26 protein-coding genes and 1 tRNA gene are annotated in these 21,846 nt (G+C 70.7%); 23 read left to right on the forward strand and 4 right to left on the reverse strand.

From position 1 onward, the window contains the following. The first annotated feature begins 28 nt into the window (after positions 1–28). The 5 genes from J2X55_RS07295 (at position 29) to J2X55_RS07315 (ending at position 5,222) form a co-directional block, all read left to right on the forward strand. Positions 29–1,204 (forward strand): ATP-binding protein, encoded by a 1,176-nt coding sequence (locus J2X55_RS07295; protein WP_181906544.1) that lies wholly within the window; start codon positions 29–31, stop codon positions 1,202–1,204. Between the two features lie 129 nt (positions 1,205–1,333). Further along, positions 1,334–1,837 (forward strand): SRPBCC family protein, encoded by a 504-nt coding sequence (locus J2X55_RS07300; protein WP_309822679.1) that lies wholly within the window; start codon positions 1,334–1,336, stop codon positions 1,835–1,837. Further along, on the forward strand, positions 1,834–3,315 hold the full coding sequence (locus J2X55_RS07305) for an NAD(P)/FAD-dependent oxidoreductase (protein WP_309822681.1): 1,482 nt from the start codon (positions 1,834–1,836) through the stop codon (positions 3,313–3,315). The genes J2X55_RS07300 and J2X55_RS07305 overlap by 4 nt, the downstream gene beginning before the upstream one ends. Positions 3,316–3,317: 2 nt before the next feature. Further along, complete coding sequence (locus tag J2X55_RS07310; RefSeq protein ID WP_309822684.1) at positions 3,318–4,142, forward strand: DNA-formamidopyrimidine glycosylase family protein; 825 nt, start codon at positions 3,318–3,320, stop codon at positions 4,140–4,142. 9 nt (positions 4,143–4,151) lie between these two features. Then, a complete protein-coding gene (locus J2X55_RS07315) occupies positions 4,152–5,222 on the forward strand; it encodes a spore photoproduct lyase family protein (RefSeq protein WP_309822685.1) in 1,071 nt (356 codons plus the stop codon). Positions 5,223–5,225: 3 nt separating this feature from the next. Here the strand turns inward: J2X55_RS07315 and J2X55_RS07320 are convergent, their stop codons facing one another. The 3 genes from J2X55_RS07320 to J2X55_RS07330 form a co-directional block, all read right to left on the reverse strand. Next, the gene (locus tag J2X55_RS07320; RefSeq protein ID WP_181906545.1) at positions 5,226–5,375 is read right to left on the reverse strand and encodes a hypothetical protein; all 150 of its coding nucleotides are present in this window, start codon (positions 5,373–5,375) and stop codon (positions 5,226–5,228) included. A 172-nt stretch (positions 5,376–5,547) separates the two neighbouring features. After that, complete coding sequence (locus tag J2X55_RS07325; protein WP_309822687.1) at positions 5,548–5,889, reverse strand: hypothetical protein; 342 nt, start codon at positions 5,887–5,889, stop codon at positions 5,548–5,550. Position 5,890: 1 nt separating this feature from the next. Further along, complete coding sequence (locus J2X55_RS07330; RefSeq protein WP_115920085.1) at positions 5,891–6,268, reverse strand: hypothetical protein; 378 nt, start codon at positions 6,266–6,268, stop codon at positions 5,891–5,893. Between the two features lie 112 nt (positions 6,269–6,380). Here J2X55_RS07330 and J2X55_RS07335 point away from each other — a divergent pair, with 112 nt between their 5' ends. From J2X55_RS07335 to J2X55_RS07365, 7 genes are all read left to right on the forward strand, one after another. After that, positions 6,381–6,935: a MarR family transcriptional regulator gene (locus tag J2X55_RS07335; RefSeq protein WP_115920087.1), complete on the forward strand. Its 555-nt coding sequence runs from the start codon at positions 6,381–6,383 to the stop codon at positions 6,933–6,935. Next, positions 6,932–7,111 (forward strand): hypothetical protein, encoded by a 180-nt coding sequence (locus J2X55_RS07340; protein WP_115920088.1) that lies wholly within the window; start codon positions 6,932–6,934, stop codon positions 7,109–7,111. The genes J2X55_RS07335 and J2X55_RS07340 overlap by 4 nt, the downstream gene beginning before the upstream one ends. 69 nt (positions 7,112–7,180) lie before the next feature. Continuing rightward, positions 7,181–7,534 (forward strand): hypothetical protein, encoded by a 354-nt coding sequence (locus J2X55_RS07345; protein WP_309822690.1) that lies wholly within the window; start codon positions 7,181–7,183, stop codon positions 7,532–7,534. 164 nt (positions 7,535–7,698) lie between these two features. Continuing rightward, a complete protein-coding gene (locus J2X55_RS07350) occupies positions 7,699–8,004 on the forward strand; it encodes a hypothetical protein (RefSeq protein WP_309822691.1) in 306 nt (101 codons plus the stop codon). 100 nt (positions 8,005–8,104) lie between these two features. Further along, positions 8,105–8,554, forward strand: a complete 450-nt coding sequence (locus J2X55_RS07355) for a hypothetical protein (RefSeq protein ID WP_309822692.1) — start codon at positions 8,105–8,107, stop codon at positions 8,552–8,554. 82 nt (positions 8,555–8,636) lie between these two features. After that, a complete protein-coding gene (locus J2X55_RS07360; RefSeq protein WP_156371637.1) occupies positions 8,637–8,810 on the forward strand; it encodes a hypothetical protein in 174 nt (57 codons plus the stop codon). Between the two features lie 91 nt (positions 8,811–8,901). Then, positions 8,902–8,974: transfer RNA gene (locus J2X55_RS07365), tRNA-Arg, on the forward strand. A gap of 50 nt (positions 8,975–9,024) precedes the next feature. Here J2X55_RS07365 and J2X55_RS07370 read toward each other — a convergent pair. Then, positions 9,025–9,222: a DUF2188 domain-containing protein gene (locus tag J2X55_RS07370; RefSeq protein ID WP_181906546.1), complete on the reverse strand. Its 198-nt coding sequence runs from the start codon at positions 9,220–9,222 to the stop codon at positions 9,025–9,027. Between the two features lie 121 nt (positions 9,223–9,343). Between J2X55_RS07370 and J2X55_RS07375 the strand changes: the two genes are divergently transcribed. The 11 genes from J2X55_RS07375 (at position 9,344) to rho (ending at position 21,823) form a co-directional block, all read left to right on the forward strand. Next, complete coding sequence (locus J2X55_RS07375) at positions 9,344–9,598, forward strand: DUF6458 family protein (protein WP_115920098.1); 255 nt, start codon at positions 9,344–9,346, stop codon at positions 9,596–9,598. A gap of 31 nt (positions 9,599–9,629) precedes the next feature. Then, positions 9,630–10,784 (forward strand): serine/threonine-protein kinase, encoded by a 1,155-nt coding sequence (locus tag J2X55_RS07380; protein ID WP_309822694.1) that lies wholly within the window; start codon positions 9,630–9,632, stop codon positions 10,782–10,784. Further along, complete coding sequence (locus J2X55_RS07385; RefSeq protein WP_115920102.1) at positions 10,781–11,251, forward strand: hypothetical protein; 471 nt, start codon at positions 10,781–10,783, stop codon at positions 11,249–11,251. The genes J2X55_RS07380 and J2X55_RS07385 overlap by 4 nt, the downstream gene beginning before the upstream one ends. Before the next feature lie 54 nt (positions 11,252–11,305). Next, positions 11,306–12,109 carry a transglutaminase family protein gene (locus J2X55_RS07390; RefSeq protein WP_309822697.1) on the forward strand — a complete coding sequence of 268 codons (804 nt, stop codon included), beginning with the start codon at positions 11,306–11,308 and terminating at the stop codon, positions 12,107–12,109. Positions 12,110–12,148: 39 nt separating this feature from the next. Then, on the forward strand, positions 12,149–13,813 hold the full coding sequence (locus tag J2X55_RS07395) for an arginine--tRNA ligase (RefSeq protein WP_115920106.1): 1,665 nt from the start codon (positions 12,149–12,151) through the stop codon (positions 13,811–13,813). Between the two features lie 3 nt (positions 13,814–13,816). Beyond that, entirely contained in the window at positions 13,817–14,587 is a 771-nt protein-coding gene (locus J2X55_RS07400) for a DUF2993 domain-containing protein (RefSeq protein WP_309822698.1), read from the forward strand. 127 nt (positions 14,588–14,714) lie between these two features. Next, positions 14,715–16,145: a diaminopimelate decarboxylase gene (gene lysA / locus J2X55_RS07405; protein ID WP_309822700.1), complete on the forward strand. Its 1,431-nt coding sequence runs from the start codon at positions 14,715–14,717 to the stop codon at positions 16,143–16,145. Continuing rightward, positions 16,142–17,467, forward strand: a complete 1,326-nt coding sequence (locus tag J2X55_RS07410; RefSeq protein WP_115920112.1) for a homoserine dehydrogenase — start codon at positions 16,142–16,144, stop codon at positions 17,465–17,467. The genes lysA and J2X55_RS07410 overlap by 4 nt, the downstream gene beginning before the upstream one ends. Position 17,468: 1 nt before the next feature. Further along, the gene (gene thrC / locus J2X55_RS07415; protein ID WP_115920114.1) at positions 17,469–18,551 is read left to right on the forward strand and encodes a threonine synthase; all 1,083 of its coding nucleotides are present in this window, start codon (positions 17,469–17,471) and stop codon (positions 18,549–18,551) included. Next, positions 18,548–19,480 (forward strand): homoserine kinase, encoded by a 933-nt coding sequence (gene thrB, locus J2X55_RS07420; RefSeq protein WP_309822702.1) that lies wholly within the window; start codon positions 18,548–18,550, stop codon positions 19,478–19,480. The genes thrC and thrB overlap by 4 nt, the downstream gene beginning before the upstream one ends. 153 nt (positions 19,481–19,633) lie before the next feature. Beyond that, positions 19,634–21,823, forward strand: a complete 2,190-nt coding sequence (rho, locus tag J2X55_RS07425; RefSeq protein ID WP_309822704.1) for a transcription termination factor Rho — start codon at positions 19,634–19,636, stop codon at positions 21,821–21,823. Positions 21,824–21,846 lie beyond the last annotated feature (23 nt).

Consider the following 21,846-nt stretch of genomic DNA (forward strand, 5'->3'; position numbering starts at 1 on the left):
GGCGGGGATTCGACGACGAGGGGACGATGTGTCCACCGCACATGATGTGACGCGACGTGAGGCGATCGCGCAGTACCGCCTGGTCGGCGAGCCCTCCGAGCCCGACCTGCAGGGACTCGTCGAGCTCGCCGCGACCGTGTGCGACGTGCCGACGGCGGTCATCAACATCATCGACGACCGCATGCAGCACCAGGTCGCTGCGGTCGGCATCCAGGCTGCGTCGTGCGCTCGGGAGGACTCGATGTGCGCCGCGGTCATCAGCACGCCCGGTCGCGTCGTCGTCCCCGACGCCCGTCTCGACCCGCGGTTCGCGCACAACGCCTTCGTCACCGGCGAGATCGCCCACACCCGCTTCTACGCGTCGAGTCCCCTGATCACCCCGGCGGGGGTCGCGATCGGCACGCTCTGCGTCTTCGACACCGAGGTCGGAGAACTCTCGGATGCCAGCAGCCACGCCCTCGACCTGCTCGCGCACCAGGTGATCGACGTCTTGGAACTGCGGCGCGTCCAGCGCGACCTCTTGGAGTCGAACGCCCAGCTGGAGCACTTCGCGGTGCAGGTGAGCCACGACCTCCGCAACCCTCTCACCGCTCTCGCGGGGTTCCTCGAACTCGCCGCCGACAGCCCCGAGATGGCTGACGCCCCGCGCGCCGCGCACTCCCTCGCGCGCGCTGAGGCCGCGGCCGACCGCATGACCTCGATGGTGACCGACCTGCTCGACTTCGCCCGCATGGGCGGGGCGCGGCCGCATGTGACGCGGGTCGACGTGGCCGACACGGTCGACGCGGTGCTCGAAGACCTCGACGGCGCGATCGTGCACACGGGCGCCGAGGTCACCGTCCACGCCGACACGGTGGTCGACGCCGACGACACTCTCCTGCGCGTGCTGCTGCAGAATCTCATCGCCAACGCGGTGAAGTTCACGGTGGCGGCCGAGAAGGTGCCGCGCATCACGGTGTCCGTCGAATCGCTCCCCGACGGGTGGCGGGTCACGGTCGACGACAACGGCGACGCCGTAGCTCCCGAGTTGCGCGAGCGCGTGTTCGAACCCATGCAGCGCGGGCACGGTGCCGAGGTGCAGGGGATCGGCATCGGTCTGGCGACGTGTCGTCGGATCGTCGAGGCGCACCACGGTTCCATCGGTCTCGACGCCTCGCCCGCCGGGGGAACCCGCGCCTGGTTCGTCCTGCCCGCCGCCGCCTGAGCGTTACCGGGCGGCGTCCCGAGGCGCAACCTCCGCGACGGGTGTCCGAGCGGGGCCGTAGCGTGGGCGGTATCGCAAAGCCCGACGGCTTCTGCGCTCTCGATCCCGGATGCCGAGGAGGAACGCCCCATGGCCCGCAACGTGCGTCTGATGCACTGCACCCCCGATGACGTCTTCCGGGTGCTCGCGAACGGGTGGCTCTACCCCCTGTGGGTGGTGGGCACCTCGCGCATGCGCGACGTCGCCGAGTCGTGGCCCGCCGAGGGGTCGACGCTGCACCACTCCTTCGGCTCGTGGCCGCTGCTCGTGAACGACACGACCGTCATGCGCGAGTGGGATCCCCCGCGGCGCGCGGTGCTCGAACCGCACGGGGGACCCATCGGCGTCGCCCGCGTCGTGATCGACGTGAAGGCCCGGGGCGACCGCTGCGTCGTGCGTATCCAGGAGGAGCCCGTGACGGGTCCCACCACGCTCCTGCCCGACACGGTGTTCGACGCCATCACGCGCTACCGCAATGCCGAGACCCTGCACCGACTGGCCTACCTCGCCGAGGGCGGCGCCCCCGGGACGACGGGCGGCGCGGCGGCGCTCGGCCACGAGTCCACCGCCGAGAAGGAGCCGATCGACCGATGAGCGAGAGCTACGACGCGATCATCGTCGGTTCCGGCCCGAACGGGCTGGCCGCGGCCGTCACCCTGGCGCGTTCGGGGCTGTCGGTCGCCGTCTACGAGAAGTCGGCCACCTTCGGCGGCGCCGCCTCGACCGCCGAGCTCACGCTCCCCGGTTTCCGGCACGATGTCGGTTCGGCCGTGCACCCGCTGGCGCTGGAATCGTGGTTCTTCCGCGAGTTCGGCCTCGACCGTCGGATCCCGCTCATCGTCCCCGAGGTCTCGTACGCCCACCCCCTCGACGGCGGGCGCGCGGGTCTGGCCTACCGCGATCTCGCGCGGACGGCCGAGGGACTGGGCGTCGACGGTCCGGCGTACGAGCGCCTCATGCGGCCTCTCGTCGATCACCTGCGCGGGGTCGCCGACTTCACCGGCAACGCCCTCCTGCGGGTTCCCGGTGATCCGCTCGCGGCCTTCTTCTTCGGCATCCGGGCCCTCGAACAGGGCGGGCCGTGGTGGAACGCGCGCTTCCGCGAAGAGATCGCGCCCAGCCTCGTCACCGGAGTCTCGGCGCACACGATCCTGCACCAGCCGAGCCTGGCCGCCGGGGGAGCGGGCCTCGTCCTGGCCACCTACGGCCACGGTCGCGGGTGGCCCATCCCGGTCGGCGGCAGTCAGTCGATCGCGGACGCCATGATCGCCGACATCCGGGCGCACGGCGGGGTGCTGTTCGGGGGCACCGAGGTGAGCTCCCTCGATGAGCTGCCCCCGGCCCGTGCCGTGCTCCTCGACACGACCCCACGCTCCCTCATCCGGCTCGCCGGTGACCGGATGCCGGCGGCCTACCGCCGCGTGCTCGAGAGGTTCCGTTACGGAGGCGGCGTCGCCAAGGTCGACTTCGCCCTGTCCGACCCGGTGCCGTGGGCCCATGCCGACGTCGCCCGCGCGGGCACGGTGCATATCGGCGGCACGCGGGCCGAGATCGCCGAGGCCGAGAACGCGGTGGCGCGGGGCGACCTCCCCGACGCCCCGTACGTCCTGGCCGCCCAACCGACGCTGTTCGACTCCGCGCGCGCCCCCGATGGCAAGCACGTGCTGTGGGCGTACACGCACGTCCCGTCGGGGAGCCCGGCCGACCGCGAGGAGGCGGTCGTCCGTCAGATCGAGCGCTTCGCGCCCGGGTTCCGGGATACCGTTCTCGCTTCGTCGTCGCGGACAGCCGTCGACATCGCCGCGTGGAACCCCAATTTCCCCGGCGGCGACATCTCGGCGGGAGCCCCCACGCTGACGCAGCTGCTCGGACGCCCGGTCTACAGCCCCGATCCCTGGCGCACGCCGATGAAGGGCGTGTATCTGTGCTCGTCGTCGACGAGCCCGGGGCCGGGCGTGCACGGCCTCGCCGGGTGGCAGGCGGCGCTCAGCGCGCTCCGTCACGAGTTCGGCACGCGCCTGCGACCCGCTCTCGCTCCCCGCGACGATCAGCTGTACACCGCGCCGCGGTAGTCGTGCCCGAGGGTGACAGCGTCTTCCGGCTCCGGCGACGCCTCGAGGCGGCGACCGTCGGCGCGCGTGTTCGCGACGGCGAGCTGCGGTCGGGAAACGCCGCCGGACGCTCTCTCGCGGGGCTGCGCATCGAGGGGTACGCCACGCACGGCAAGCACCTGCTGACGCGTTTCGACGACGGGACCACCCTCCACACCCACCTGCGCATGCAGGGCGGGTGGACGATCACCCGGTCGGGGCGTTCTCTGCCCACCGCGGTCCGCGAGACGGCGCGCGTGCGCCTGCGCCTCGACGACGGAAGAGAGGTGTGGGGCCTCGATCTTCCCGTCGTGGAGCTCGTCGCCACCGCGCGCGAGGGCGACGCGATCGGCCACCTCGGTCCCGACCCCCTGCGGGACGATTGGGATGCCGCCGAGGCGGCGCGCCGACTCTCGAGGCGCCCCGACCGACCCTTCGTCGCCGCACTCCTGGATCAGACCGCCGTCGCCGGTCTCGGCAACCTGTGGGTGAACGAGCTCGCCTTCCTCCGCGGCATCCATCCCTTCGCACCCATCGGGAGGACCGACCTGGACGCGCTCCTGGCGCTCGCGGCGCGGTGCCTGCGGGTCTCCGCCACCGTGCCCGGGATGTATCAGCTCACCACGGGGGACCGCCGGAAGGGCGCGTCGCACTGGGTGGCGGGGCGCGCGGGTCGCCCCTGCCTGCGTTGCGGAACGCGCGTCCGCGTGCGCGACGAGGTGCAGAACGACCCCGAGCAGCGGCGGACCTGGTGGTGCCCGCGGTGTCAGCCCGTGCCCGGAACCGTCGATGTCGGAACCCCCGAGTAGAACGGAACCATGGCTGTCGAGCGCGAGAATCTGCTGCGCGTCCACCGCATCTACGCGGAGGATGCCGCTCTCGAGCTCGAGCGCGGGCGCGAGATCGTCGCGCGGTGGCCCGACGCCGACATCGTGCCCATCGCCTCGCACTGGCAGATCCCCGAGGTGCACGGCGACGAGACGAACGTCGCCCGGTGGGTGCGCATCAAGACCGAGGCCCTCGTTCTCGGTGTGAAGAAGAGCGTGGCGACGCGGGTCAACGGGCGCTCCGCCGACTTCATCGCCCCCTCGCTCTCGAACGGCTGCGCGATGGCGTGCAGCTACTGCTACGTGCCCCGGCGCAAGGGCTACAGCAATCCGATCACGGTCTTCGCCAACATCGACCAGATCACCCGGCATCTCGCCCGGCACGTCGCGGCGCGCGGGCCGAAGACCGAGCCGAACCAGTGCGATCCCGAGGCCTGGGTCTACGACCTCGGCGAGAACGGCGACTGCTCCGTCGACGCGATGATCAGCGAGAACGTGCGGGACGTCTGCGATCTCTTCCGCATGACCCCCACGGCCAAGGCGTCCTTCGCGACGAAGTTCGTCAACCGCGACCTGCTCGAGTGGGATCCCGCTCGGCGTACGCGCATCCGCTTCTCTCTCATGCCGGCGACGACGGCGAAGGTCACCGATCTGCGTACGTCGCCCATGGCCGAGCGCATTGCCGCGATCAACGACTTCGTCGATGCCGGGTACGAAGTGCACGTCAACTTCTCGCCGGTCATCCTCACGCCGACGTGGCTGACCGACTGGGCGGAGCTGTTCGACCAGCTCGACGCCGCGCTCCACGCCCGCGCGAAGGCACAGCTGGCATGCGAGGTGATCTTCCTCACCCACAACGAGGCACTCCACGACGTCAACCTGGGGTGGCACCCCAAGGGCGAGGAACTGCTGTGGACGCCCTCCGTGCAAGAAGAGAAGAGGTCGCAGAACGGAGCGGTGAACGTCAGGTACCGCCATCCGCTCAAGGCGCAAGCGGTGGCGGCTCTCACCGGTCTGATCGCGCGGAAGCTCCCGTATTGCCGGGTGCGCTACGCGTTCTGAGATTCAGCTGATGTCGCCCGTGGGCGAGGACTCGGTCGTGGCTGCCTCATCGGCGTCGTGCTGGGCGGCAGCACCTTCTTCGGGCGACTCGCTTCCCGCTCCATTGGAGTTCTGGTCGGGTGCGTCGTCGGCGCGTCCGTCGTGGTTCGTCATGGTGATCCATTCCGTCGTCGTTGTGGGGCCGACGTTGTCACGGGCCGCGGCCCGTGTCCAGGGGGTCGACGGTCTCAGAGCGGTGTGATGCCGAAGCGTTGCGCGAAATCTGCGGTCGCGGCATCCTCGAAGTCGTCGGCTTCATCGCGCAGGTCGATGTCGCCCATCTCAGTCAGAGGTACGGCGCGAGCGCGCCGGCGGTCAGGGCGAGGGCGAGGGCGGTGCCACCCACACCGGTGGCGGTCAGCACGGTCGCCTGCTCGAAGCGGCGACGGTGCGACACGTTCGCGGGGTGCGTGGTCGAGCGCAGCGAGGCCTTGGCCGCATCGAGAGCGTCGTAGCGACCGACCGGCACGCCGTGGGCATCGCGGGACACGTATCCACCCGCGACCTGGTCGACGCATCCGAAGTACTCGCCGCCGCGGTGGGCGACCCAGAAGCCGGTGTCGACCTTCGCCCACAGCACGCGGGCGGCGGTCAGGGGAGCAGGGGAGGAGGAAAGGGGCGAGGACATATCAGGCCGCTGCCGAAAGGGTGCGACGGACGGGGACCGCCGCGGGGGCCGTCTGGCGTCGCTGTGCGTTGTCGCTGGCGGGGATCTCCACGGTCAGGTCGACCGAAAGGCCGGCCGAAGAGCCCGCCCGGTCGGCCATGTCCTTCAGGACGGCGGAGTTCAGGGTCTCCGGCTCCGCCGAGTCGAACACGAAGCGGAGGGGGATCGCGGGCTGGATCCACAGGGTGGATCGGCCGGGTGCGCCGTCCACGTGTGCCCAGCTGAGCGTGAAGCTCTCGTTGCGGCGGAGCTTGGTGGTCGTGACGACCTTGATGTGGGAGAGCAAGCGATCCGGGATGCGGATCGACTCGGTCGAGGTGCCGTAGAACAGGTGACCCATGGGGAGCTCCCTTCGAAAGCGATTAGCTGTGCTGAGAACATACTCGACTAGTAACTAGTTTGTCTAACTATCATTTCGGGGGTATAGTCGCCGACATCGTGGAAGGAGTGTCATGACAGATGTCGAAGCCACGACCCTCCGTCCCGCGCCCGTAGCGGACTCTCCACAGGTCACCTACTGGTACGGCGACGATCCCAGCGACCGTCGGCAGCGCGGCAAGGCCGTTCTCGAAGCACTGCGCATCTATCGCGCGGCCGAGGTGGCCATGCGCCGACGTACCCGCGACTCGATGTCGATGGGCGAGAACGAACTCCTCGTGCTGAGGTATCTGCTGCGTGACTCGACGCGTCGCGTGCGACCGGGAGAACTCTCGCGGTACCTCGGTCTCTCGACCGCCTCCACCACGGCGCTCCTCGACCGACTCGAGCGTTCGGGTCACGTCACCCGTGCAGCGAATCCCGACGACCGGCGCAGCATTTTCATCCAGGTGACCCCTCGTGCGCACACGGAGGTACGGCAGACCCTCGGCGACATGCACGAGCGCATGCTCGCGGCCGTCATCGACATGACACCCGACGAGTCCGCCGCGGTGGTCGCTTTCCTCAAACGGATGAGCGATGCGGTCGACGGCGTCGCGGCAGAGCACCCGACGGTGGGTTCCCCGTGATCTACGTGCTCGTCGGCGGCCCGCGTGACGGACAACACGTGGATGATCTGCCGCGCGGTTACCGCCTTTCTTTGAACGATCCTCAGCCCGAGCCCTTCGGCGAGTTCGACACCGTTCGTGCGGTGTGGTTCGAACTCGATGAGGCGATGTTCCGTTCGCCGCAACGCCGGGACTGAGACCTACCGCACGCTCGCCGCGCGAGCAAGCCGCCCCGCTCCCCGTGTTGGCTGACTCACAGTGGGCTCATGCGATGCGTGACCTATGCCGGCGAGACCGTGATCACCACCGACGACGTCGCCGCGTCGTTGATCGAGTTGACCGCGGCGGTGGCGAAAGAGGGACAGGCCGAGGCCGTGAGCATCCCCATCGTCACCGAAGACAGGAAGGTCGCTCAAGCCGAGCTCGTGATCGGCGTCGGAAACGACGTGCTCTCGGCCCCGGTGGCGTGGCACGACGAAGAACCGGACTTCTCGCACGCGGCCGCGGAGCTCAAGGAGCACCGCCTCTTCCCGCGACCGCACCTCTGGGCCGTCGAGCCCGATCTGAGCGGCGACGACGAACTCCTGGACTACGACTTCGACCAGCCGACTGAGGCCTGAGCCGCCGGGGCGATGTGGGGTGCCGCACCGCGGCCATGGCATCCGCCGTTCGGCCGGGGCGGAATACATCGTTCGGGGGATGCGCGGGCGGGGGCCTCTTCGGCACCATGGACAGGAGCTCGCGAAGCCGCGCGGGCGAGCACTTTCCCCCGGAGTGGATATCCATGTCGCCCGATCGTTCCCGAACCCTCGACCAGCATCCCGATCCCTCCGGCCGGAGGGAACGCCAGAGCACGTGCATCCGTCTGGCGCAGGCCCGCCTCGCCGCCTTCGTCGAGAGCACGGCTGACGACGTCGACGAGACCTCCGACGCGGCGGTGACCGCACTGCGTTCCGCGGTGTCGTCGGGGGCCGATCTCGACCGCATCTCCGCCGAACTCGAGGTGAGCACCGGGGCGATCCAGGCGATCGTCGACGGTTCCGTTCCGTTGCGCACCCTCCATCCCGACGATCGGCTCCGATCGGACTGAGGTCCGCAACTCGGACCGCGCCCGTGGGTTCGCTGCGCGGCGGACCCCGTTCCCTTTCGCGGGGTTACGCTCGGGGCAGGACGACGGCGGAGGTGGCGATATGGGCGAGCGCAGATTCGAGTGGGGCGGGTTGAGCGCCGACCGCGGCGATTACGTCACCGCGGCCGAGGCGCTCGCCATGCTCGAGGTGCTCGTCGTCGCCCAGGCCGATCTCGCGGTCGCGACCGAGCTCCGAGACGGGGCGGCATGGGCGCGGTTCTCACGCGGTACGCGATGGGCCGTCGTGTCGACCCCGGGCTCGCGTTGGTTCTCGGTCGAGACCGACACGGGCCACCGCCTGCAGATCGTGGACGCCAACACATCGAAGGACCAGAGCGCGCAATTGCTCGCGGTCCATGTCGATGTGGCCGAGGCGTACGTCCGCGGAGAGACCGAGCCGGTGCGCACCGGCGGCCTCGGCGGTTCGGTGCTCACGGTCGACGTGAACGGGCGGCAGGTGCTGTTGACGCAGTCCGTCGGGCGCCGCGTGCGCGGTCTCTTCGGTCGCTAGGCCGCGCAGCCGTTCCGGTCAAGCCGCTGTTCCCCGCCACCGCTGTTGCCAGGGTGGAGGGGTACGCGACGAAGGGAATCCCATGAGCGACCCGCAGAACTCCGCGCCGGCCGACGACGCCGCCGATCTCGGCGACGACCCCACGGTCAAGCCGAGCCAGGAGAACGACGTCGACGAGGAAGCCAAGGCTCCCTCCAAAGACGACCCGAACGCCGACCACCAGGCGACGGGCATCGGAGTCATCGGCGACGAGTGATCCGGATGCCGCGGGGCGGGCGTCGACAGCAGTCGTTGGCCGCCCCGCGGGTCAGGGCCGACCGCTCCGCGATGCTAATCTTGACCGGTCCGCCTCCGTAGCTCAGGGGATAGAGCGTTGGTTTCCGGTACCAAAGGTCGCAGGTTCGATTCCTGTCGGGGGCACATCGAGAAGGCCGCGATCGTCACGATCGCGGCCTTCTGCTTTTCCGGGCTCAGTCCTCATCGGTGACGGCGCCGGTCGGCTCGGCGTCTTCGACGATGTGCTGCGAGCCGAGTTCGTCCGCGACGGCCCGGCCCTGGTCGACGGCTTCCTCTCGGCTGGAGAAACTCGCCGAGAGCTCGGGGCGGCCCTCGACCGCGTTCTCCCACTGGCCTCGGTTCGATCGGGTGGTGACGTCGTTCTGGCTCATGGCATCCATGTCACACCCGGTCCGCGCCCCTGGCCCCCGGTCTTGACAGGCGTTGTCAAGACCATCACGGGGTTCCGAGGATTGCTGAGATGCTGGGAGCACATAGGAAAGGGGTCCCGTCATGAGTATTGGAGCCGGCATCGCACTGTTCGTCATCGGTGCCATCCTCGCCTTCGCGGTCAACATCCCCAACGAGTTCGTCGACCTGACCACGATCGGCTACATCATGATGGGCGCGGGCGTCGTCGTCTTCCTCATCGGTGTCGTGCTTCTCGTGCGCCGTCGCCAGACGGATACGGTGACCCGCACCGAGGGAGTCGGGGGAGCGCAGGTCACGCGCTCGACCACGCGCTCCTCGAACGACGACCTCGTCTGAGTCGCTCGGGGCCGCGCCCCGGAGAACGAGAATGACCGAACCCACCCCCACCGTCGCCTACGACCCGGCCGTCGACGATCTGTTCGACGGGCGCTACCGCCTCGGCCGTACTCTCGGCCAGGGGGGATACGCGCGCGTCTACGAAGCCGTCGACACCGCCCTCGAGCGCACCCTCGCCCTCAAGGTGATCGACGGCGACGGCGCCGACCCCTCCGACGTCGCCCGCGTGCGCTCCGAGATCCGGCTGCTCGCTTCGCTCTCGCACCCCTCGCTCGTCACGCTGTACGACGCCAAGCTCGACGCGCAGCCCGCCTACCTGGCCATGGAGCTGATCGCGGGCCCGACCCTCACCGATCGCATCGCACGAGGGCCGCTCTCCGGACCCGAGGTCGCTCGCATCGGTCGCGAGATCGCCGAGGCGTTCGCCGTCATCCACGGTCGCGGCATCGTGCACCGCGACGTGAAGCCGTCGAACATCCTCATCCGCCCCGCCGCCCACACCGGCGAGACGCCCCGTGCGACCCTCGCCGACTTCGGCATCGCCTCTCTCGTGGGGGCGACCCGGGTGACCCGCGCCGACACGGTGATCGGCACGGCGGCCTACCTCAGTCCCGAGCAGGCGCGGGGCATGCCCGCCGGTCCGGCGAGCGACGTCTACGCACTCGGGCTGGTGCTGCTCGAGGCGCTGACCGGCTCGCGACCCTTCGGGTCGCGCACTCCGCACGAGGCCCTCGCGGCGCGGCTCGTCGCTCCTCCCGAGATCCCCGCGCAGATCCCGCCCGCGTGGCGCGAGGTCCTCGAGCGCATGACCTCGATCGAGCCGAGCGAGAGGCCGGATGCCACCGGTCTCATCGCTGCGCTCAGCACCCTGTCGGGGGTCACGGTGCCCCCGCCCGCCCCGACGAGGCCGGCCTCGCCTCTGACGACGGCCGCTCTTCCCGGCAGCACCGCTCCCACCCGTGTCTTCGAGCCGCCCGCGAACCCGCCTCGGCGTCCGGAGAGGAGGACGCTTTCGCGTCGCGCGCTCGTCATCGGTGCCGTCGTCGCGGTGCTGCTGGCCGCGGGTGGTATCGGCATCGCTTCGGCCGTCGGTGCCGGGGGAGAGACGACCGAGCCCGCTCTGCCCTCTCTTCCGCAGCCCCTCGACCAGCACGTGGACGACCTGTGGAAGGAGGTGGGTCCGTGATCCGTCGTATCGCCCCCACGGCAGGACTCCTCCTCGCCGCAACCCTCGCACTCGCCGCATGCACCCCGCCGGCCGCCACGCCCACGGCGTGGCAGCAGAGTGTGCAGACCGTGGCCGATCAGGCCTCGGGGGGCGATTACACCTCCGCTCTCGCGAGCCTTGCGACCTTGGAGGCCGACGTGATCGCCCGCCGCGACGCCGGTGAGGTCACGGCCGACGAGGCCGCCGGCATCCTGAGTCGGATCGCCACCGTCCGCGCCGACCTGACCTCTCTCGTCCCGACCCCGACGCCCACCCCCACGACGGAGCCCACGCCCGAACCGTCGCAGGAGACCGTCACCGACGACGACGGCGGCGACGAGCCCGCCCAGCCGGCCCCCGACGACAAAGGATCGGGCGGGAAGGACGACAAGGGGCCGGGCAACGGCAACGGCAACGGAAAAGGCCCGGGCAAGAAAGACGGTTGAGCCGTTTCGTCCGGGGCGCGCCGAGGGGCTCGGAACGCGTGCGAGGATTACCCGGTGCCGCGCCGCGTGACCGCTGAACTCGACCTCGATCTCGGGGCCTCCGTCGACCTCATCTTCCAGATCACCGCGGCGCAGGGGGCGCCCCTCTCGCGCGAGAATCTGACGTTCGCGCAGGGTGATCGCCTCTACACCCCGACCGAACTCGTCGATCAGGCAGGCAGCCGAATCCACCGGCTCACCGCCGACCAGGGGCCCCTCTCGATCCGTTACGAAGCGGTGGTCACGGGCCCCGCGCAGAGCCCCCGCACGAGCGATCTCGACACCATCGGGTACCTGCGACCGAGCCGGTACTGCCAGTCCGACGAGGTGTTCGCCCAAGCGCGGCGCCAGTTCCGCGGCCTGTCGGGGCGCGAGCTCCTGGACGCGGTGTCGGGCTTCGTGGCATCCACCGTCACCTACACGCCCGGCCTCAGCCTGGGCACCGACAGCGCCGTGACGACCCTCTCGACCGGTCAGGGCGTGTGCCGCGACTACGCGCACCTCGTGATCGCCCTCCTACGCGCGATGGACATGCCCGCCCGCTACACCGCCTGCTTCGCCCCGGGGCTGGTGCCGATGGACTTCCACGCCGTGGCCGAGGCATACCTCGACGGGGCCTGGTACGTCATCGACGCCACGCGCCTCGCCGACCGGCGCTCGCTCGTGCGGATCGCCACGGGGCGCGACGCGGCCGACTGCGCCTTCCTCAGCTTCCACGGCGGGTACGTCGGGCTGGAGCGGATGCGCGTGGATGCCGTGCTCGAAGACGCCCCCGCGGCGGAGCCCGACGATCACGAGGCCCTGGTCCGGATCGCCTGACGCGGCCTCCCCGGCGCCGCGCCCTAGACTTGACGGGTTATGGATCCCGCAGCCCTCTCCGCCGCCCTGCTCGCCGTCATCGCCCCGCTCGCCGAGGCGCGACGAGAGGGTTCCTCGGCCGGGATCACGGCCGCCGACCTGCCGCTCGAGCGCCCCAAGAACCGCGACCACGGCGACTGGGCGTCCAATGCCGCTCTGAAACTCTCGAAGATCGTCGGGGCCAACCCCCGCGAGTTCGCGGCCGAGATCGCCTCGGGCCTCGAGGCCGTCGACGGCATCGCGAGCGTCGAGGTCGCCGGCCCGGGCTTCATCAACATCCGCCTGGATGCCGCGGCAGCCGGTGCCCTGGCCCGCACGATCGTCGAGCAGGGAGCCGCGTTCGGCACGAACGACAGCCAGCGCGGAAACACGATCAACCTCGAGTTCGTCAGCGCCAACCCGACCGGTCCGCTGCACATCGGTCACACCCGCTGGGCGGCGCTGGGCGATGCGATCGCCCGGGTGCTGCTGGCCAGCGGCGCGACCCTGGTGCGTGAGTTCTACATCAACGACGCCGGTGCGCAGATGGAGCGGTTCGGCCGGTCGGTGGTCGCCGCGATCGCCGGCGAGCCGACGCCTGAAGACGGCTACGGCGGCGCCTACATCGCCGCTCTTGCCGAGCGCGTGAAGGCCGCCCGCGCCGACATCCTCGAGCTCGACCGCGACGAGCAGATCTCGGTCGCTACCGAACTCGCCTACGGCTTCCAGCTCGGTGAGATCCAGGCCTCGCTCGCGCGGTTCAACGTGCACTTCGACGTCTGGTTCTCGGAGCGCGACCTGCACGCGCGGATCGAGGGTCAGCCGAGCCTCGTGGACGAGGCCGTCGACCGCCTGCGCGAGCAGGGCCACGTCTTCGACGAGGACGACGCCGTGTGGGTGCGCACGACCGACTTCGGCGACGACAAGAACCGCGTCATCCGTCGCTCGAACGGCGAGTACACCTACTTCGCCGCCGACGCCGCGTACTACCTGAACAAGGGCGACCGAGGGTTCGCGCACAAGATCTATCTGCTCGGCGCCGATCACCACGGCTACGTGCATCGCCTCAAGGCGCTCGCCGGCGCCGCGGGCGACGACCCCGAGAAGGACATCGAGGTGCTCATCGGGCAGCTCGTCTCGATCAACGGCGCCCGCCTGTCCAAGCGCGCGGGAAACATCGTCGAGCTCGACGACCTGCAGGCGTGGCTCGGCACCGACGCACTGCGGTACTCGCTCGCGCGGTACCCGGCCGACTCGCCGTTGACGCTCGACCCCGAGATCCTGCAGAAGCGCACCAACGACAACCCCGTCTTCTATGTGCAGTACGCCCACGCGCGCACGCACAACGTCGCGCGCAACGCCGCTGACTCGGGCATCGACCGCTCCGAGTTCGCCCCCGAACTGCTCGACCACGAGACCGAGTCGGCCCTCCTCGGCGCGCTGCAGGAGTACCCGCGCATCGTCGCCTACGCCGCCGAGGTGCGCGAGCCGCACCGTGTCGCGCGCTACCTCGAAGAGCTCGCGGGCCTGTACCACCGCTGGTACGACAACTGCCGCGTGATCCCCCTCGGTGACGCCCCCGTCGAGTCCGTTCACCGCACGCGCCTGTGGCTCAACGACGCCACCGGTCAGGTGCTGCGCAACGGCCTCGACCTGCTCGGTGTCAGCGCCCCGGAGCGGATGTAGAGCATGACGGATGCCACGGCTCCCCGCCGCCGGACCGGTCGCTGGATCGCCGTCCTCGTGGTCGTCGTCGTCCTGCTCGCCGGGGCGCTCGTGGCCGCGGAGTTCATCGCGCGCTCGGTCGTGACCAGCACGGTGCGCTCGCTCGTCGTCAAGAACGTCGGCCTGCCCGACGACCAGAACGTCGACGTGTCGGTACCGGGGCTCGTTCTGCCGCAGCTTCTCGGCGGTCGCCTCGACGAGGTCGCCGTCTCGTCGAACGACGTGACCCTCGGGCCCATCACGGGCGACGTGCGCGTCGACCTGCGCGGAGTCCCCGTCGCGGGCGATGCGGCGGCGGACGGCGGGGTGGCCTCGGTGCGCCTCGATCAGGAGCAGCTGAAGGCGCTCCTCGCCGAGGTCCCCGACCTCCCCGCCAGCACCGTCACCGTCGCCGCCCCCGACGTGGAGCTCGAGACCTCGCTCTCACTCTTCGGTATTTCCATTCCGGTCGGTGTCGGGGTCACCCCCGGTGCCGAGGCGGGAAACCTGACGCTGACCCCCTCGTCGTTCCAGGTGGGCGGCAACGCGATCGACGCCGACACCCTGCGCGGCCAATTCGGCGGCGTGGCGGACTCCGTGTTGAAGACGACGAGCCTGTGCATCGCCGACCGCCTCCCGAGAGGGCTCACCCTGACCTCGGCCACCGTCCAGGGAGAGGACCTCGTCGCGACGTTCGACGTGGCCGGCGGCATCGTGAACGATCCCTCCCTGCAGAGCGACGGCACCTGCGGCTGACCGGTGGGAAGGGGGCGGCATATGTCGTGCCCTAGACTGCTAGGACTGCCCGCCGCGTGACTCTCCGCGCGGGTGGGAGCCGTGATCCGCGGCCGTCGCGTCGCCGCAAAACCCGATTGGTCCCTCTGTGTCCGCCTCGCACTCCGCGCTCGTGCCCGCCTGGCTCACCGCCCCGGCCGAAGCGAACGAGCTCGTCGCCTCCGTCTGGCCCGCCTCGGCGCACCGCGTCGACGACGGCTCCGTCGAGGTCGGCGGGGTCTCGGTCTTCGACCTCCGCGACCGTTTCGGCACGCCGCTCTACGTCCTCGACGAGGACGAGGTGCGTGCCCACGCCCGTCGCGCCCGGTCCGCCTTCGACGCCGCGGCGGCGCGCCACGGCATCCGGGCCCGCGTCTACTACGCCGGAAAGGCCTTCCTCTCGACCGAGGTCGTGCGCTGGGTCGTCGCCGAGGGGCTTTCCGTCGACGTCTGCACGCGCGGCGAGCTCGAGGTCGCACTGGCCGGGGGCGCCGACCCCGCGCGCCTGGGCTTCCACGGCAACAACAAGAGCGTGAGCGAGCTCGAGCGCGCCGTCGACGTCGGTATCGGTTCGGTCGTCGTCGACAGCGCGATCGAGATCGAGCGCCTCGCGGCGATCGCCGAGCGGCGCGGTGCCGTGCAATCGGTGCTCGTGCGCGTGCGTACGGGTGTGCACGCCGAGACCCACGCGTTCTTGGCCACGGCCCACGAGGACCAGAAGTTCGGCTTCTCGATGGAGGGTGCGGCCGAGGCCGTCGCTCGTATCCGCGAGCTGTCGAGCCTGCGTTTCGTCGGCCTGCACGCCCACATCGGTTCGCAGATCTTCGACTCCTCCGGCTTCCGCGAGTCGGCTGCGCGCCTGGTCGATCTGCACGCGGACCTGCTGGCCGGGGGAGAGATCCCTCTTCTCAACGTCGGCGGAGGCTTCGGCATCTCGTACACCTCGGTCGACGACCCGAAGCCGATCGAAGAGATCGCCGACGGCATCGTCGACGCCATCGCCGACGAGTGCGCGGTCCGCGGCATCCCGATGCCCGATGTCGCCACCGAGCCGGGCCGTGTCATCGTCGGCCAGGCCGGCATCACGCTCTACGAAGTCGGCACGGTCAAGACCGTCACCGCGGGCGAGGGCCTCGACCGCACCTATGTCAGCGTCGACGGCGGCATGAGCGACAACGCCCGCCCGGCACTGTACGGCGCCGATTTCTCGGCGCGCCTCGTCTCGCGCACGAGCTCCGAGACCCCGGCCCTCTCGCGCGTCGTCGGCCACCACTGCGAGTCGGGCGACATCGTGGTGGATGCCGAGTACCTCCCCGCCGACGTGACTCCGGGCGATCTGCTCGCGGTGCCGGCCACGGGTGCGTACTGCTTCTCGCTGGCGAGCAATTACAACTACACCCCGCGTCCGCCGGTCGTCGCCGTGTGCGACGGTCACGCCCGTGTGATCGTTCGCGGCGAGACCGTCGACGATCTGCTGGCCCGCGACGTCGGCATCCCGGCATCCGCCCCGACCGCAACACCCCACGGAGACACCGAATGACCGACTACCGCACGCTCCGCGTGGCGCTCCTCGGCGCCGGCGCCGTCGGCTCGCAGGTCGCCGACCTGCTGCTCAAGCACGGCGACGAGCTCGCCGACCGCGCGGGCGCGAAGCTCGAACTCGCCGGTATCGCCGTGCGCAACCTCGACGCCAAGCGCGACGTCGACCTCCCGCAGGAGCTCTTCACCACTGACGCCGACACCCTCATCGTCGGAAGCGACATCGTCATCGAGCTGATGGGCGGTATCGAGCCCGCCCGCACGCAGGTGCTGCACGCGATCGCCTCGGGCGCCGACGTCGTCACCGCCAACAAGGCGCTGCTCGCCACGCACGGCTCCGAGGTCTTCGAGGCGGCCGACCAGGTCGGCGCCGAGGTGTACTACGAGGCCGCCGCCGCGGGCGCCATCCCGATCATCCGTCCGCTGCGCGACTCGCTCGCCGGCGACCGCGTCGTGCGCATCATGGGCATCGTCAACGGCACGACGAACTACATCCTCGACCGCATGGACACCGAGGGCGCCGACTTCGCCGACGTCCTCGCCCAGGCGCAGGCGCTCGGCTACGCCGAGGCCGACCCCACGGCCGACGTCGAGGGCTACGACGCCGCGCAGAAGGCCGCGATCCTCGCGAGCCTCGCCTTCCACACGACCGTTCCGCTGGACGCCGTCCACCGCGAGGGCATCACCTCGGTCGACGCCGCGATGATCGAGTCGGCGCGTCACGCCGGGTACGTCATCAAGCTGCTCGCCGTGTGCGAGCGCCTCGCGGCCGACGAGGGCGGCACCGAATCGATCTCGGTGCGCGTGTACCCCGCCCTCGTCGAGCGCACCCACCCCCTCGCGAGCGTCCACGGCGCGAACAACGCCGTCTTCGTCCAGGCCGAGGCCGCGGGCGACCTGATGTTCTACGGCGCGGGCGCCGGCGGCGTGCAGACCGCCTCGGCCGTGCTCGGCGACGTCGTGTCGGCCGCGCGCCGCCACATCGCGGGGGGTGTCGGCGTCGGTGAGTCGACCCGCGCGAACCTCCCCGCCGTGCCGATCGGCCACGTCATCACGCGCTACCAGATCACGCTCGAGGTTGACGATCAGCCGGGCGTGCTGGCGACGGTCGCCGGGATCCTCAGCGAGGGGCGCGTGTCCATCGCGACCGTCGAGCAGACCGTCATCGAGGCGGACCAGACCACTCAGACCGGCGGCTCCGCCCGTCTGGTCATCGGAACACACAAGGCCCGCGAGCAGGACCTGAGCGAGACCGTCGAGCGTCTCGCCGCGAGCGGCGTCGTCGAGCGCGTGGTCTCCGTGCTGCGCGTGGAAGGGAACTGACATGGCACACCTCTGGGGCGGAGTCCTCCGCGAATACGCCGACCGTCTGGGTGTCACCGACGCCTCCACCGTCGTCACCCTCGGCGAGGGCGGCACGCCGCTGCTGCCGGCCCCCGCGCTGTCGCGCCGCACCGGTGCCGACGTGTGGGTCAAGTACGAGGGGATGAACCCCACCGGTTCGTTCAAGGACCGCGGTATGACCGTGGCACTCTCGCGCGCCGTCGAGCACGGGGCCAAGGCCGTCATCTGCGCCTCGACCGGCAACACCTCGGCTTCGGCCGCGGCGTACGCCGCGCACGCCGGGATCACCGCCGCAGTCCTCGTGCCCGAGGGCAAGATCGCCATGGGCAAGCTCAGCCAGGCCGTGGCCCACAACGGCCGTCTCATTCAGATCCGCGGCAACTTCGACGACTGCCTCGAGATCGCGCGCGAGCTCGCCGACCACTACCCGGTCCACCTCGTCAACTCGGTCAACCCCGATCGCATCGAGGGTCAGAAGACCGCGGCGTACGAGGTCGTCGAGGTGCTGGGCGACGCTCCCGACTTCCACTTCATTCCCGTCGGCAACGCCGGAAACTACACCGCGTACTCGCGCGGATACCGCGAAGAGGCCGCCCGCGGCGTCGCCACCCGCGTACCCCGCATGTTCGGCTTCCAGGCCGCCGGTTCCGCGCCCCTCGTGCGCGGCGAGGTCGTTCGCCAGCCCGAGACGATCGCCAGCGCGATCCGCATCGGCAACCCCGCATCCTGGGAGCTGGCTCTCGAGGCGCGCGACGCCACCGACGGCTACTTCGGCGCGATCGACGACGCCGGGATCCTCGAGGCGCAGAAGATCCTCGCCGGCGAGGTGGGCATCTTCGTTGAGCCCGCCTCCGCCATCAGCGTCGCGGGACTGCTCGAGCGCGCCGAGGCCGGGGTCGTCCCCGCCGGTGCCAAGGTCGTCCTCACCGTCACCGGCCACGGCCTGAAGGACCCCCAGTGGGCTCTGCGTCGTGCGGACGGCACCGACGTCTCGCCGACGGTCGTCGACGCCGCCACCTCGGAGGTCGCTTCCGTGCTCGACCTGCAGCCGGTGACCGCGTGAGCTCAGGCCCCGGTCGTCGGGTCGCCGTCCGCGTTCCCGCCACCAGCGCGAACCTCGGTCCCGGCTTCGACACCCTCGGCCTCGCGCTGAGCGTGTACGACGAGCTCGTCGTCGAGCAGCTCGACGGCGACCGCCTCGAGATCGAGGTCGAGGGGGAGGGGACCGCCGACGTCCCCCGCGACGCCTCGCACCTCGTCGTGCGCGCGATGGCGCACACGTACGCGTCGGTCGGACGCGCCCTTCCGGGGCTGCGGCTGACGGCGCACAATGTCATCCCGCACGGGCGCGGCATGGGGTCGTCCGGGGCCGCCGTGGTCGCCGGCATCCTGGCGGCGAGAGGGCTGCTCGAGGGAGAGGTCGCTTTCAGCGACGTCGACCTGCTGCGCCTGGCGACCGAGATGGAGGGGCACCCCGACAACGTGGCGCCGGGTCTGTTCGGCGGGCTCACGATCGCCTGGATGGATGCCGCGGGCCCCCAGCACAAGCAGCTCATCGTGCACCGCGGTGTGTCGCCGCTGGTCTTCGTGCCGAGCTTCACGATGTCGACCGCCGTGGCACGGAGCCTGCAGCCGCTGCAGGTGCCCCGCGAGGACGCGGTGTTCAACGTCTCGCGCTCGGCCCTACTCATCGCGGCGATGACGCAGAGCCCCGAGTTGCTCATGGCGGCCACCGAAGACAAGCTGCACCAGAACTACCGCGCGCAGGCCATGCCCGAGACCGATCGTCTCGTGCAGGCGCTGCGGGCAGAGGGGTATGCGGCCGTCGTCTCGGGTGCCGGGCCCAGCGTGCTCGTGCTCGCCGACGGACCGGGGCAGCGACTTGCCGCCGCAGATCTTATGGCATCCGTCGTCGACACCCCGTGGCAAGCGCTCATGCTCGCCGTCGACGTCAAGGGTGGTACAGTGAAAAACGCAGAGGGTTCCGCGTAACTTCGCGAATCTGAGCCTCTGCACCACCTGCGAAATCCGCAACACATCGCGAACCCGGTATCGGCTGCAGTCTCCCGAACCGCTGGTGTCCTTCGTCTGCGTTCTGCACGGCGAAGCGCGATCTGATCACGTTTCATTTTCTGAGGAGCACTCGTGGAGTCCATCTCCGAGACCCAGCCCGTCGACGCACCCGAGGCCGTCGAGACCGACGAGCAGCCCACCGCTGCCGATCAGGGCACCGATACCGAACAGGCCGTCGAGGCCACCGCCGAGGGCGCTGACGCCCCCGCGGCCGACGAGCCCGCGCCGGCGGACGCCGCTGCTGCCGACGCGCAGCCCCCGGCGCTGTTCACCGACGACGCGCTCGCCGAGGCGCCCGCCGCCGACGCTGCGCCCGCCGCAGAAGAGGCTCCCGCCGTGGAAGCCGCCGTTGCGGAGGCGCCCGCTGCGGAAGCGGCCCCGGTCGAAAAGCCGGCTCGCGCTCCGCGCAAGCGCGCGCCGCGCCGTGCGAAGAGCGCCACCGCCGAAGAGACGGCCGCCGCTGAGGCCGCCGCCGCCGAGGCGAAGGCTGCGGCCGACGCCGCTGCCGCCGAGGCCCCGGCCGCCGCCGAGCCCGGCGACGCGACCACTCCCGTCACCACGGCGGCCGATGTCGCCGCCGATGCCGAGGCCGCCGCTGAGACGCCGGCCGTCGATGAGGCGCCCGCCACCGAGGCTGCCGCTGCACAGACCCCCGCCGCCGAGGCCGCGTCCGCCGACGCCGCTTCGACCGACGAGGCCCCGACGACCGACGCAACGGCGACCGACGCCGCTTCGACCGACGCTGCCGCGACCGACGCTGCCGCGACCGACGGCGCCGAGACCGACGGCGCCGAGCAGGGCGACGAGACGCCGGCCCGCGGCCGGGGTCGCAGCCGCTCGCGCAACCGGAACCGCAACAAGGCCGATGCCGAGAAGACCGAGGCGCCGGCGCAGCCCGCCGCCGACGAGGCCGAGGTGGCCGAGAAGAGCCCCCGCGAGAACGCGCAGCGCGACAACGGTCAGCGCGACAACGCGCAGAACGGTCAGCAGGCCCAGCAGCAGCAGGGCGGCGCGGCGAACAGCCGCAACCGCCAGCGCAACAAGCGCCGCGGCCAGAACACCACGGGCGACGAATTCGAGACCGAGATCGGCGAGGACGACGTCCTCATTCCGATCGCCGGCGTCCTCGACGTGCTCGACAACTACGCCTTCGTCCGCACCACGGGCTACCTGCCCGGCCCCAGCGACGTCTACGTCTCGCTCGGCCAGGTCAAGAAGTACAACCTGCGCAAGGGCGACGCCGTCGTCGGCGCCATCAAGCAGCCCCGCGAGGGCGAGCAGCAGGGGCGTCAGAAGTACAACGCTCTCGTGCAGGTCGACTCCATCAACGGTCTGTCGGTCGACGATGCCGCCGCTCGTGTCGAGTTCAACAACCTCACGCCGCTCTACCCGCAGGAGCGCCTGCGCCTCGAGACCGGCCCCGAGAAGCTCACGCAGCGCATCATCGACCTCGTCGCCCCGGTCGGCAAGGGCCAGCGCGGCCTGATCGTCGCACCCCCGAAGGCCGGCAAGACGATCGTTCTGCAGCAGATCGCCAACGCGATCGCCACGAACAACCCCGAGGTCCACCTCATGGTCGTGCTCGTCGACGAGCGCCCCGAAGAGGTCACCGACATGCAGCGCACGGTCCGCGGCGAGGTCATCGCGTCGACGTTCGACCGCCCGGCCGAGGACCACACCACGGTCGCCGAGCTCGCCATCGAGCGCGCCAAGCGTCTCGTGGAGCTGGGTCGAGACGTCGTCGTGCTGCTCGACTCGATCACCCGCCTCGGCCGCGCGTACAACCTCGCCGCCCCCACCTCGGGACGCGTCCTGAGCGGTGGCGTGGACGCCTCGGCGCTGTACCCGCCCAAGCGCTTCTTCGGCGCCGCGCGCAACATCGAGAACGGCGGATCGCTCACGATCCTCGCCACCGCCCTGGTCGAGACCGGCTCCAAGATGGACGACGTCATCTTCGAGGAATTCAAGGGCACCGGCAACAGCGAGCTGCGCCTGAACCGCCAGCTCGCCGACAAGCGCATCTTCCCGGCCGTCGACGTCAACGCGTCGAGCACCCGTCGCGAAGAGATGCTGCTGTCGAGCGACGAGGTCAAGATCACCTGGAAGCTGCGTCGCGCGCTGGCCGGGCTCGAGCCCCAGCAGGCCCTCGAGGTCGTGCTCGGCAAGCTCAAGGAGACCCAGTCCAACGTCGAGTTCCTCGTGCAGATGCAGAAGTCGATTCCGGCGCCCGCGCGCGGCGGTGACGACAACAGCATCCGCTGATCGGGGCGGGAGGCGCGATGTCG

The sequence above is a fragment of the Microbacterium sp. 1154 genome, assembly GCF_031455375.1.
GTDB lineage: Bacteria > Actinomycetota > Actinomycetes > Actinomycetales > Microbacteriaceae > Microbacterium.